Here is a 12,582-nt window from a genome sequence, read left to right on the forward strand (position 1 = left end):
ATCATGAAGGCCAAGTCCAAGCCGCTCGCGAACAAGACGCCTGCGGACTATGGCGTCGATATCAGCCCGCGCCTGGAAACGGTGTCGGTCGCGGAACCGGCCAAACGCTCGGCCGGCGTCAAGGTGGCCGATGTCGATGAACTGGTCGCCAAGCTCAAGTCCATGGGAGTAGCCGCATGAAGACGCTGGTATGGGTTGAACATGAAGGCGGTGCAGTCAAGGACGCCACCTTGTCCGCTGTAACCGCCGCCGCCAAGCTGGGCGAAGTGCATCTGCTGGTCGCCGGCGAAAGCGTCGCCGGCGTGGCTGAGGCCGCCGCAAAGATCGCAGGCGTGGGCAAGGTCCATGTCGCCGATGACGCGGCGCTCGGCCATGCGCTGGCGGAAAATGTCGCACCGTTGGTGGTGCAGCTGATGGCCGATCATGATGCCTTCGTTGTGCCAGCGACCAGCAACGGCAAGAATATCGCGCCCCGCGTCGCGGCCTTGCTGGACGTCATGCAGATCAGCGACATATTGTCGGTAGAGGGCGAAGACACGTTCACGCGTCCGATCTACGCCGGCAACGCGATCGCCACGGTCAAGTCCAAGGATGTCAAGAAGGTCATCACCGTCCGCGGCACGGCCTTTGAAAAGGCTGCGTCGGAAGGCGGTTCGGGTACGGTTGAATCGGTCGCCTCTACCGGGGACGCGGGCCTGTCGTCCTTCGTCGGCGCCGAGATCGCCAAGCTGGAGCGGCCGGAGTTGACCAGCGCCAAGGTGATCGTGTCGGGCGGCCGTGCGCTGAAGGACGGGGAAACGTTCGAGCAGCTGATCTTCCCGCTGGCCGACAAGCTGGGCGCGGCTGTCGGCGCGAGCCGCGCCGCCGTCGACGCAGGCTATGTTCCCAACGACTATCAGGTCGGGCAGACCGGCAAGATCGTTGCGCCTGAAGTCTATATCGCCGTGGGCATTTCCGGGGCGATCCAGCACTTGGCCGGCATGAAGGACAGCAAGACCATCATCGCCATCAACAAGGACGAGGACGCGCCGATTTTTCAGGTGGCGGACATCGGACTTGTCGGCGATCTGTTCAAGGTCGTGCCGGAGCTGACCGAAAAACTCTGACCGGATCGATGGGCAAGAAAAGGGGCGCGGAGAATGATCTCCGCGCCCCTTTTCACGACATTTGCAGTTGATGTCGTTATTCGCAGTTGATGTCATTCTTGTCGATGGCTCGGCCGGCCAGCGCGCCGCCGCCAGCACCCAGGATCGTGCCCAATGTCTTCGATCCGCCCGGAGCGATGACATTGCCCAGCACGCCGCCGGCGAGCGCGCCAACGATGGTGCCGGTGGTGCCGTCATCCCGCTTGCAGTAGTAGCGGCCGTCGCGATCGCGATAAATCTGGTCATTGTTACCCAGACGACGACGGTGATGGCGCGGCCCGCCGTTATAATTGCCGGGTCGATCATAGCCATAGCCGCGACCGTAATTGTCCGAGGCGCATGCACCGAGCGGCAGCATGGCGAACATCGCCATAGCGAGAATGGGTTTGCGCATATTGGTCTCCTTCTACCTAAACCTATGGCGGACCAACCCCGCAGAAACGATATGGTTGCTTGACGCTACTAGGCTGGATTTCAATAAAAAATAAGCCGCCCGTTACTGCCGTGAGAGGGGGAGTGCGGCAGCGGACGGGCGGCGACCGTCTGCGTCCTCGGGGGCAGGGACGCAGACCAAACTTTGAAAGGAAATGACGCGGCGCTTAGTTAGGCAGCGGCCGCGCAGCGCTGGTCGTGGGGCTGACCATGGGAGCGGTGTCCGTGACAGCGCCATTTTGCGCGCGCTGTTCGTCCAGCTTCACCTTGGCTTCGCTAAAGCGGGTGCTGAGATCATTCTTGAACTCGGTCAGCTTGCCTTCGTCGTAGAGCTTCTTGCCAACATAGCCGGCAATGGCGCCGAAAATCAGGGTACGGATCATGATGTTCTCCTTCGCAACGCCGTTCGAGAGGCGTTTGACCCAATAACCTGTTGACCGCAGCCCGGTTCCAATCCGATGTGCAGAAACGACGGTCCTTGGCGGACGTGCGACGGACGGAGGGGCAAGGGGCAGATGTCGGCTTTCGATCTGGTATTCGCGGTATTCGGACTCTTGCTGGGTCTGGCCCTGTGCGAGGTGCTGGCCGGATTTGCGCGTGTTCTGAAGTTGAAGCGGGGCGCGCGGCCAGCGCGGATCGGCTGGCTCACGCCGCTGCTGGGCCTGTTCGTCATGCTGGACCTCACCAGCTTCTGGGGCTTGGCCTTCATGGCGCGCGACCAGATGGACGCGAGCTATCTGACGCTCGCCATCGTGCTGGCGATCACCGGCGGCTATTATCTGGTGGCGTCGCTGATCTTTCCCGACGACCCGGAAGACTGGCCGGACTTCGACCTGTGGTACGAACGCCAGAAGCACATGGTGATCGGCGGCCTGCTCAGCATCAATATCGTCACAATGATCGCCACAAGTATTCTGGACGCATTGCGGCCGGTGCCCCAAGCACCGCCGGGGCCGGCGGGCGAGGTCGGCTTTCTGATCTATGGCCTGGGCGCGATGGCGCTTTTCATGCTGCTGATCGCACTGTTTTTTGTCAGGAACCGTCCATCGAATGTCGCGATGCTGGCGGCGCTGAACCTTATCTTGCTGGGGACCAGCATATTGGAGGATTTCATCTGATAGAGGCCGACCAGGTCTAGGCGGATAGCGCCATCCTGGCCCCCGCCCCATGGACGCGATGGACGATCGCCTGTTTCCCGACAAAAGAATGGGCCGCCATCCGAAAAGGGATAGCGGCCCGCGCCTGTCTTTTAGCCATGGGCGGGCGTGGCGCGCCCCCCGTCGCCGTGGGCCGTCCTATTCGGCCGCGATGCCCGCGGCCTTGAACATGTCGGGGCCTTCCTCATCGGCGTTGGCGGCAGCACTGCCTTTGACCTTCTGGCGACGGTCAAACGCATCCCATACATCGTTCCACTGGCCGCGCGTCGCCGCCTTGGAATATTCGGTCGAGCGGGTTTCGAAGAAATTGGCATGCTCCACGCCGTTCAGCAGCGGCGTGAGCCAGGGCAGCGGATGCTCGTCGATCATGTAGATGGGCTTCAATCCCAACTGCCCCAGCCGCCAGTCGGCGATATAGCGGACATATTTCTTGATGTCCTTGGGAGTCATGCCGGGCACCGGCCCCATTTCGAACACCAGGTCGACGAAGGCGTCCTCGATGCGGACGGTCTTCTGGCACATGTCCATGATGTCGTCCTTGACGCTGGCGGTCAGGCAATCGCGTTCCTTCACAAAAGCGTGGAACAGGCGCACGATCCCTTCGCAATGGAGCGTCTCATCGCGGACCGACCAGCTGACGATCTGACCCATGCCCTTCATCTTGTTGAAGCGCGGGAAGTTCATCAGCATCGCGAAAGACGCGAACAGCTGCAAGCCTTCGGTAAAACCGCCGAACATCGCCAGCGTCTTGGCAATGTCTTCATCCGTATCGACGCCGAACTGTTGCAGATAGTCGTGTTTGTCCTTCATCTCCTTATATTGCATGAAGGCGCTATATTCGCTTTCGGGCATGCCGATCGTGTCGAGCAGGTGCGAATAGGCGGCGATGTGGACCGTTTCCATGTTGCTGAACGCGGTCAGCATCATCTTCACTTCGGTAGGCTTGAACACGCGGCCATATTTTTCGTGGTAGCAATCCTGCACCTCGACATCGGCCTGGGTGAAGAAGCGGAAGATTTGCGTCAACAGGTTGCGCTCATGGTCGGAGAGCTTCTGCGCCCAGTCGCGGCAATCCTCGCCCAGCGGCACTTCCTCGGGCAGCCAGTGCAGCTGCTGCTGGCGCTTCCAATATTCATAGGCCCAGGGATATTCGAAGGGCTTGTAGACCTTGGAGGCTTGGAGAAGAGGCATGGCGGTTTATCCTTGGGCGAAAAGGTAGAAGAGTAGAGCGGCGGCCAGCATCAGCAAACCGGCCAGAAATTCTTTGCGGCCGGCACGGTACACACCCGCTGCGTCGCGCGGCGGTGTCGTGCCGAAGGCTTTCCAGCTCCGCCGCTGTTCGAAAAACACTTCCTTACCGCTATCGATGAAAGCGGCGTTCTTACGTGCGACCGTGGCGGAGCGCATCATGGCGAAGAGGCCATAGCCAGCCGAAAACAGCCCCATAAGAGTCAGCATCCACATGGCTGCACCTCAAGACATGCGACCATCCCCGCACTCGCGCGTTCAGCCGCTGTCCCCCCAGCAACAGGAGAGCAATGATGGTCGACCTTAGCAGCATCCAGGAACATGCCGAAGTCATCGGCGCCGATGGCGTCCATGTGGGCACCGTCGATCATGTCGACGGTGACCGCATCAAGCTGACCAAGAAGGACAGCGGGGCGCAGGTCGAGGGTGCTACCGGAAGCCATGAAGGGCATCATCATTATATTTCAAAGGGCCTGATCGCGGAGGTCGAGAGCGACGGACGGGTGCGCCTGTCCGCCAATGCCGACGTCGCGGTGACGTTCGAAGAAGAAAAATGAGGCAGCCGGCGCAGCGGATCGCTCTGCTGCGCCGCTTGCTCCCCTATCACTGACAGGCGAGACATTCGTCATAATCCGTCGTCTCGGCGATTTCGAACCGGGGCGCATCGATGGTGTTGTCCGCTTCCACGCCGCCGGCAAAGCCTGCGCGCTGCACGGACTTCGACCGCAGATAATAAAGCGACTTGATGCCCAGTTCCCAGGCGCGGAAATGGAGCATCAGCAGATCCCATTTCTCCACGTCCGCCGGAATGAACAGGTTCAAGGACTGCGCCTGATCGATATAGGGCGTGCGGTCGGCGGCGAGTTCGAGCAGCCAGCGCTGGTCTATTTCGAAGCTGGTCTTGAACACATCCTTTTCTTCCTGAGTCAGGAAGTCGAGATGCTGGACCGAGCCGCCCTTTTCCAGGATCGAATTCCATACCGCGCTGCTGTCCTTCGCCTTGGCGACGAGCAGCTTTTCGAGATAGGGATTCTTGACGGCAAAGCTGCCCGACAGCGTCTTGTGCGTGTAGATGTTGGCCGGGATTGGCTCGATGCAGGCCGACGCGCCGCCGCAGATGATGCTGATCGACGCGGTCGGCGCGATCGCCATCTTGCAGGAAAAACGCTCCATCACGCCCTGGTCGGCTGCATCGGGGCACGGCCCACGCTCCTGCGCCAGCAGCATCGACGCCTCGTTCACCTTGGCATTGATTTGCTTGAAGATGCGCAGGTTCCACGACTTGGCCATCGCCCCTTCGAACGGAATGTTGCGCGCCTGGAGGAAGCTGTGGAAACCCATGACCCCCAGCCCGACCGAGCGTTCACGCATCGCACTATATTTGGCGCGCGCCATTTCCGGCGGCGCACGGTCGATATAGTCCTGCAACACATTGTCGAGGAAACGCATGATATCCTCGGCAAAGGTCGGATGATCCTTCCACTCGTCCCAGGTTTCCAGATTCATCGAGGACAGGCAGCAGACCGCCGTGCGATCATTGCCGAGATGGTCGCGACCCGTCGGCAGGGTGATTTCCGAGCAGAGGTTGGAGGTCGAGACCTTCAGCCCCAGTTCGCGGTGATGCTTGGGCATCATCCGGTTCACGGTATCGTTGAAGACGATATAGGGCTCGCCGGTGGCGAGGCGCACTTCGACCAGCTTCTGGAACAGGGCGCGGGCATTCACCGTGCCGCGCACCGACTGGTCCTTGGGGCTGCGCAGGTTGAAGTCGGCGCCATCGCGCACCGCCTCCATGAACTCATCGGTCAGCAATACGCCATGATGAAGGTTCAGCGCCTTGCGGTTGAAGTCACCGCTCGTCTTGCGGATTTCGAGGAACTCCTCGATCTCCGGGTGCGAAATGTCGAGATAGCAGGCGGCCGACCCACGGCGCAGCGACCCTTGGCTGATCGCCAGCGTCAGGCTGTCCATGACGCGCACGAACGGGATGATGCCGCTGGTCTTGCCGTTCAAACCGACCGGCTCGCCGATGCCGCGCACATTGCCCCAATAGGTGCCAATGCCGCCGCCACGCGAAGCGAGCCAGACATTCTCGTTCCAGGTGTTGACGATGCCCTCCAGGCTGTCGTCGACGCTGTTCAGGTAGCAGCTGATCGGCAGGCCGCGCCCGGTGCCGCCATTGGACAGAACGGGAGTCGCGGGCATGAACCAGAGCTTGGAGATATAATCATAGACGCGCTGGGCGTGGTTCGCATCGTCGGAATAAGCGGCGGCGACGCGCGCGAACAGATCCTGATAGGATTCGCCGGGCAGCAGATAGCGGTCGTTCAGCGTCTCCTTGCCAAATTCCGTCAGCAACGCGTCGCGCGATGCGTCGGTCACGACGGGAAAACGGCGCGCCAATACGGTCGAAGACGACAGCGGCTCGGACGCCTCATTTGACGTCGCCACCGCTTCGCTCATCTTCTCCAAAACTTCGTCCATTACCGTCGCCACGTCGCCTGTCCCTGCCTGTCCACTATCGCGAAAATCCATCTGCGAGTCCCCGATGTTCCTGTTTCGTTCGATTCGGTCAAGCGCGATTGCGGCAAAGCGCGTCTCGGCATCGACCGGTCCACAGGGGCACGGAAATGGGCCAACTTATCGGATCGCCAGGCCTTCAAACGGCCCACCTCCCAGATAGGCATCCAGGAGGGCGATCACAATCTGTTGGGTAACCCCCGTTAACCCGATACAAGGGATAGTGCCACAGCCGTTCTCAGGCGCAAGAGGGTAAATGACGGTTCCGGGACTCAGCGCGGATCGGCCCTGCGTCGATCCACCGCCTGCATCGCCCCGCCCCTGGCCGCGACGCGCGCTCCTCCCACGCCCCGCGAAAAGACAAGGGGGCGATGGCAAAAAAGAAAATAAATTTGGCTTGCCACGCAATGCCGCACGCCGCTGATGCCATGACTTTTTGATGACGGAAAAATGACCTTGGCATCGCCGCGTCACCCTTATCGCGCCAGTCGCCGCGATCGGCCAAAGATGCGCTGGCTGGACTTGCCCCTCCCAATGCGTATAGCCGCCGATGCGAAGACCCGCCGTGCAGGGCGGGCGGCAGATATAGGGATTTGGGTAAGATGACGCTCATCAAGACCGCCGACCTCATCGAAAGCGTCGCCGACGCGCTCCAGTTCATCAGCTATTATCATCCGATGGACTATATCCGCGCGCTGGGCCAGGCCTATGAAGCGGAGGCCAATCCGGCGGCGAAGGATGCGATCGCACAGATCCTGACAAACAGCCGCATGTGCGCCGAAGGCCACCGACCGATCTGCCAGGACACCGGCATCGTCAATGTCTTCATCAAATGGGGCATGGACTGCCGCTTAGACGACAATAGCCGGTCAATGCAGGACGTGGTCGATGAAGGCGTGCGCCGTGCCTACCTCAACCCCGAAAACCGCCTGCGCGCGTCGATCCTGCGCGACCCTGCGTTCAGCCGCCAGAATACGAAGGACAACACGCCCTGCGTGCTGAACGTCGAGATGGTCCCCGGCAACAAGGTGATCGTCGATGTCGCGGCCAAGGGCGGCGGATCGGAGAACAAGACCAAGTTCAAGATGATGAACCCCAGCGATTCGATCGTCGATTGGGTGCTGGAGATGTTGCCGCAGATGGGCGCGGGCTGGTGCCCGCCCGGCATGCTGGGCATCGGCATCGGCGGCACCGCAGAAAAAGCGGTGGCGCTGGCCAAGGAAAGCCTGATGGACCCGATCGACATGGGCGAACTCAAGGCGCGCGGGCCCCAGAACAAGATCGAAGAGCTGCGGATTGAACTCTATGACAAGGTCAATGCGCTCGGCATCGGAGCGCAGGGGCTGGGTGGACTGTCCACCGTGCTCGACGTCAAGATCCACGATTATCCCTGCCACGCGGCGGGCAAGCCGGTCGCGATGATCCCCAATTGCGCCGCGACGCGCCACGCGCATTTCACGCTCGACGGCTCGGGCCCTGCCTATCTGGAAGCACCCAAGCTGAGCGAATGGCCGCAGGTGGACTGGAAGCCGAGCAAGGAAGCGATCCGCGTCGACCTCGACACGCTGACGCCGGAGATCGTGCAGAGCTGGAAGCATGGCGACCGGCTGCTGCTCAATGGCAAGATGCTGACCGGCCGCGATGCGGCGCATAAGCGGATCGCCGACATGCTGGAAAAGGGCGAGAGCCTGCCGGTCGATTTCAAGGGCCGCGTTATCTATTATGTCGGCCCGGTCGATCCGGTGCGCGACGAAGTGGTCGGCCCCGCCGGCCCCACCACCGCCACGCGCATGGACAAGTTCATGGACATGATGCTGGAACAGGGCCTGGCCGCCTGTGTCGGCAAAGCCGAGCGCGGCCCGGCGGCGACGGAGAGCATCAAGACGCACAAGAGCGCCTATCTGATGGCGGTCGGCGGCGCGGCCTATCTGGTCGCGCGCGCGATCAAGGAAGCCAAGGTCGTTGGCTTTGAGGACCTTGGCATGGAAGCGATCTACGAATTCACGGTCGAGGACATGCCCGTCACCGTCGCGGTCGACAGCGAGGGGCAGAATGTCCACCGCCTCGCCCCGCTGGTATGGCAGGAGAAGATCAAACGCGAAGGGTTGCTGGAACAGGCATGATCCTGCCCTTGCTTCCCGCGCTGGGCGTGGGGAGCAAGGAAGTGACTGATCCTTGTTAATCGCAGGAACTCGCGCCCTGGCCCGGCATTGATTGCCGCACCCCCAGCCGGAGTCCGCCATGTCCTTCACGCAACTCGACCCGCCCCTTCCCGTCGATATCCAGGGCAAGGGGAAGGGCTTTGCCTTCGCCGTCATTGATTATGGCCAGGAGCATAATCTCATCTGGGTGACGGGCCTGAGCGATTCGGGCGAAATCTGGTGCGCGCCCAACCCCATGGTCCGCTTGCAGACCAACTGGACGATGGGTCGGGAGGCTCACCCCGGTGGCGATTGGCAGGGCGTCACACTCGCCCCGCTCAAGCCTAGCTAAAGGATCAGGACGCCAGCGCGCGCGGCTGGGCCCGGAGGGATGCAAGGTCGATCGAACGATCGAAAACGACGCCCATCCGGTCATCCTTGGACCAGCGCGCGGTCGCCTGCACCACCAGCCGATCGGACAATTCGACCGAAAAACTGGTGCCGACAGGCACATTCCACAGCCCTTCGATCAAGGCTCCCGTTTCGGAGATGTTGCGCACCCGGCCGGTATAGACATGCCCGTCATGACGCACCGCCACGGTCCGCAGCATCGTCTTGCGCTCGGGCCGGCTCGACCGATACCCCTTGGGCGTGGCGGCATTCGTGACGCCGCCGCGATGGGCGATCAGCACATCCTCCATCGGCATTGGTCGGCCATAGATATAGCCTTGGATATGGCTGCACCCCAATTGCCGAATCAGCGCCAGTTCGTCCTGCGTTTCCGCGCCCTCTGCCGTCGTGTCCATGTCCAGCGCTTCGGCCAGGCTGACGATCGCCTTGATGATCGCACTGTTGCGACTGCCCTTGATCGCCGCGCCGCGCACGAAACTTTGGTCGATCTTGATCTTGTCGAAAGGCGCTTTCTTCAAATAGCCCAGTGACGAATAGCCGGTGCCGAAATCATCGAGCGCCAGCCGCACGCCGAGCGATTTCAGGCGCGCGAACATCGAATCGGTGTCCGAATCGTCGTTCAAGAACACGCTTTCGGTGATTTCCAGTTCCAGTCGTTCCGGCGCCAGCTGCGCGGCCGCCAGCGCGTTCATAACGGTCGAGGGGAAACCTGGATTGGCGAACTGTGTCGGGGAGACATTCACCGCGACGCGGATGCCTTCAGGCCATTGTGCCGCATCCAGGCAGGCGGTGCGCAACACCCATTCGCCGAGCGGCCCGATCAGGCCGGTATCCTCTGCGATCGGGATGAAGAGCGCCGGCGAAATCGGCCCTCGCGTCGCGTGGTTCCAGCGCAGCAGCGCTTCGTAACCGGTGATCTGTTCGGTACGCGACGACACGACCGGCTGATAGACCAGATGCAGGCCGTCGGCGGCCAGCGCATGGCGCAAATCCTCCTCCAGCTTGCGCCGGTCTTCGGCATCGGCATGCATTTCGGGCGCATAGAAACGGTGCACGCCGCGCCCGTCGCCCTTGGCAGCATATAGCGCCAGGTCGGCGTTGCGAATCAGCGCTTCGGCGGTCACGCCATCCTGGGGAGACATGGACACGCCGATGGAAACGCCGATGATCACCGATGTCCCTTCGATAGTATAGGGTTCGGCGACCGTCGCGATAATGGCTTTGGCCAGGAGTTCCAGGCTGCTTTTGTCATGATGACGCGGCAGCAATATCTTGAACTCGTCGCCGCCCTGTCGCCCGACCAGCCCCTTATCCCCCACAACGCGCTGCAACCGCTGGCTGACCTGGCGCAAGAGCGTATCGCCAGCCGGGTGTCCCAGCGAATCATTGACGCTCTTGAACCGATCCAGGTCGAGCATCATCAGCGTGCATTCACCCGGTCGGCCATGGCGTGCGGCCACCGCCTGCTCCAGCGAACGCAGCATCTGGATGCGGTTGGCCAGGCCGGTCAGCGAATCATATTGCGCCAGTCGCGTCACTTCCGCCTGGCTGCGTCGCATTTCGGTGAGATCCGTGCCCGACCCACGAAAACCGTGAAACTGGCCATATTCGTTGAACACCGGCTGGCCGGAGATCGACCACCAACGCTCTTCCTTCGACAAGGCCGCGCAGACGGGGATTTCGGAAAAACCGGTGCGGGCGGACAGGTGGAAGCCCAGCGTGCGTTCGCCATCGCCCGCCTGCCGGTCGCCCGGACGCAATATGTCGGTAAAGACCCGGCCGATGAGGCTGCCGCACGGCAGGTTCATCGTCTCGCACAGCGTATCGGATATATAGGTCAGGCTCCCCTGCCGGTCGGTTTCCCAGAACCAGCCGCGTCCGCTGCGTTCATGTTCCTGCAACAGTCGGTCCGATCGCTGGGCGCGCAAGTCCTGGCGATGCATCGCCATGGCGCGATCGCGATCGACCGAAGCCTGCCTGACGGTGGCGACCGCCATGACAAGCAAACCGCTGGACAGCAGACCGATCGGGATCAGCCCAGCGCTCCCAATGAAGGCCGCGATCAGCAGGCCTAGAAAATAGCTCATCCCCAGCAAGCGCCGGTCCCCGACGATACAGGCCACCAGCAAGGCCACCACCAGTTGGGACAGGGCCGTCAGCGCCGGCGAAGCGGTTTGGGTCCATCCCAACGCGCCGGCGATCCAGGCACTGTAACTAAGGCCGGACAGAAACAGCATGGGCAACATGGCCCAGGTCTGGATATGGGGCAGCAAACTGCGGAACCGATCCTGTCGCGGCAGCATCATCAACATGCCATCCACCAGGAACATTAGCCCCAGCAACAGGAACTGCGCCCAGCCCTGCTGCCGGAAGACGAGCAGCCCCAATATTAGAATGACGCACATTTTCGACAGCAGGATCAGCGGCCACAGTCGCGCGATGTGGAAAAAGCTGCCGCAAATCCAGGTCGCACCGACATCTGTGCCGCTTCGCGTCAGGCCAAGCGCCATCAACAACGTGGCAGGTCGTGACAACTCTGAAGAAGACGCGCGCTTAAGAGACATGAAGCGCCTTCTAATCGCGATCTATTGACAGAGACTTACTTACAGACCGTAAATCAATGGGGCGGCATCCCTTTTCCGCCCCTGCCTGTCACACCCGCATGGGCATCAGCACATAGAGCGCCGGGCTGGCGTCATTTTCCCGGATCAAGGTCGGCGCGGCGGCATCGGCCAGGTGAAGTTCAACAAGGTCGCTGTCGATCTGGCCGAGGATGTCGAGCAGATAGCGGGCGTTGAATCCGATATCAAAGCCTTCGCCCTGGAACGCGCCGGGCACTTCTTCGGCCGCGGTGCCATTTTCCGGACTCGTGACCGACAGGGTGATACGGTCCTTGTCCAGGGTCATCTTGACCGCGCGGGTCTTTTCCGTCGCGATGGTCGCAACGCGGTCGACGCCATCCTCGAAACTGCGCGGGTCGATCTTGAGCAGCTTGTCGTTACCGGTCGGGATGACGCGGCTGTAATCCGGGAATGTGCCGTCGATCAGCTTGCTGGTCAGGATCGCACTGCCCAGGCCAAAGCGGATCTTGCTGGCCGACAGGCTGATCTGGACCGATCCTTCCACTTCATCGAGCAGCTTGCGCAATTCGCCGATGCATTTGCGCGGAACGATGATGCCGGGCATGCCGTCAGCGCCATCGGGCCGCGGCACGGTGACGCGGGCCAGGCGATGGCCGTCGGTCGCCGCGGCTTTCAGCACGGGCTGCCCCTCATCGGACACATGAAAATAGATGCCGTTCAGATAATAGCGTGTTTCTTCGGTCGAAATCGCAAAGCGCGTCTTGTCGATGATCTGCTTCAATGTTTCGGCCGGCAGTTCGAACTGCGTCGGCAGGTCGCCCTCGGCAATCACGGGAAAATCGTCGCGCGGCAGCGTCGACAGGTTGAAGCGCGCGCGCCCCGCCTGGATCAGCATCTTGCCATCGGCGGCCTGCAACGACACCTGGCTGCCTTCGGGCAGCTTGCG

12 protein-coding genes and 1 pseudogene are annotated in these 12,582 nt (G+C 61.6%); 6 read left to right on the forward strand and 7 right to left on the reverse strand.

Annotated elements, in window-relative coordinates; translation table 11 throughout:
- Both B2V90_RS14505 and B2V90_RS14510 read left to right on the forward strand, forming a co-directional pair.
- Positions 1 to 180 (forward strand): annotated as a pseudogene (locus B2V90_RS14505) (electron transfer flavoprotein subunit beta/FixA family protein); the annotation flags it as partial.
- Complete coding sequence (locus B2V90_RS14510; RefSeq protein ID WP_228220596.1) at positions 177 to 1,106, forward strand: electron transfer flavoprotein subunit alpha/FixB family protein; 930 nt, start codon at positions 177 to 179, stop codon at positions 1,104 to 1,106. The pseudogene B2V90_RS14505 and the gene B2V90_RS14510, both read left to right, overlap by 4 nt.
- Positions 1,107 to 1,182: 76 nt before the next feature.
- Here B2V90_RS14510 and B2V90_RS14515 read toward each other — a convergent pair whose 3' ends face one another.
- On the reverse strand, positions 1,183 to 1,539 hold the full coding sequence (locus B2V90_RS14515; protein WP_037543048.1) for a glycine zipper 2TM domain-containing protein: 357 nt from the start codon (positions 1,537 to 1,539) through the stop codon (positions 1,183 to 1,185).
- A gap of 205 nt (positions 1,540 to 1,744) precedes the next feature.
- A complete protein-coding gene (locus B2V90_RS14520) occupies positions 1,745 to 1,960 on the reverse strand; it encodes a hypothetical protein (RefSeq protein WP_009822629.1) in 216 nt (71 codons plus the stop codon).
- 132 nt (positions 1,961 to 2,092) lie between these two features.
- Here B2V90_RS14520 and B2V90_RS14525 point away from each other — a divergent pair, with 132 nt between their 5' ends.
- Complete coding sequence (locus B2V90_RS14525) at positions 2,093 to 2,695, forward strand: hypothetical protein (protein ID WP_009822630.1); 603 nt, start codon at positions 2,093 to 2,095, stop codon at positions 2,693 to 2,695.
- A gap of 177 nt (positions 2,696 to 2,872) precedes the next feature.
- Here the strand turns inward: B2V90_RS14525 and B2V90_RS14530 are convergent, their stop codons facing one another.
- Together B2V90_RS14530 and B2V90_RS14535 are read right to left on the reverse strand one after the other, a co-directional pair.
- The gene (locus B2V90_RS14530; protein WP_009822631.1) at positions 2,873 to 3,925 is read right to left on the reverse strand and encodes a ribonucleotide-diphosphate reductase subunit beta; all 1,053 of its coding nucleotides are present in this window, start codon (positions 3,923 to 3,925) and stop codon (positions 2,873 to 2,875) included.
- 6 nt (positions 3,926 to 3,931) lie between these two features.
- Positions 3,932 to 4,198, reverse strand: a complete 267-nt coding sequence (locus B2V90_RS14535) for a hypothetical protein (RefSeq protein WP_228220595.1) — start codon at positions 4,196 to 4,198, stop codon at positions 3,932 to 3,934.
- Positions 4,199 to 4,275: 77 nt separating this feature from the next.
- Between B2V90_RS14535 and B2V90_RS14540 the strand changes: the two genes are divergently transcribed.
- Positions 4,276 to 4,539, forward strand: a complete 264-nt coding sequence (locus B2V90_RS14540) for a DUF2171 domain-containing protein (protein ID WP_228220861.1) — start codon at positions 4,276 to 4,278, stop codon at positions 4,537 to 4,539.
- Between the two features lie 46 nt (positions 4,540 to 4,585).
- Here the strand turns inward: B2V90_RS14540 and B2V90_RS14545 are convergent, their stop codons facing one another.
- The gene (locus B2V90_RS14545; RefSeq protein WP_228220594.1) at positions 4,586 to 6,466 is read right to left on the reverse strand and encodes a ribonucleoside-diphosphate reductase subunit alpha; all 1,881 of its coding nucleotides are present in this window, start codon (positions 6,464 to 6,466) and stop codon (positions 4,586 to 4,588) included.
- A 638-nt stretch (positions 6,467 to 7,104) separates the two neighbouring features.
- On the opposite strand from B2V90_RS14545, the gene B2V90_RS14550 reads away from it, so the two are divergent.
- Together B2V90_RS14550 and B2V90_RS14555 are read left to right on the forward strand one after the other, a co-directional pair.
- On the forward strand, positions 7,105 to 8,625 hold the full coding sequence (locus B2V90_RS14550; RefSeq protein ID WP_228220593.1) for a fumarate hydratase: 1,521 nt from the start codon (positions 7,105 to 7,107) through the stop codon (positions 8,623 to 8,625).
- 118 nt (positions 8,626 to 8,743) lie between these two features.
- Positions 8,744 to 8,995, forward strand: a complete 252-nt coding sequence (locus B2V90_RS14555) for a hypothetical protein (protein WP_009822635.1) — start codon at positions 8,744 to 8,746, stop codon at positions 8,993 to 8,995.
- 4 nt (positions 8,996 to 8,999) lie between these two features.
- Here the strand turns inward: B2V90_RS14555 and B2V90_RS14560 are convergent, their stop codons facing one another.
- Both B2V90_RS14560 and dnaN read right to left on the reverse strand, forming a co-directional pair.
- Positions 9,000 to 11,618 (reverse strand): EAL domain-containing protein, encoded by a 2,619-nt coding sequence (locus B2V90_RS14560; RefSeq protein ID WP_293921960.1) that lies wholly within the window; start codon positions 11,616 to 11,618, stop codon positions 9,000 to 9,002.
- Positions 11,619 to 11,706: 88 nt separating this feature from the next.
- A partial coding sequence (gene dnaN / locus B2V90_RS14565) for a DNA polymerase III subunit beta (protein ID WP_293921962.1) occupies positions 11,707 to 12,582 on the reverse strand: 876 nt, incomplete at its 5' end.

It is taken from the genome of Sphingobium sp. UBA5915, assembly GCF_002431195.1.
In the GTDB taxonomy this organism is placed as follows: Bacteria; Pseudomonadota; Alphaproteobacteria; order Sphingomonadales; family Sphingomonadaceae; genus Sphingobium; species Sphingobium soli.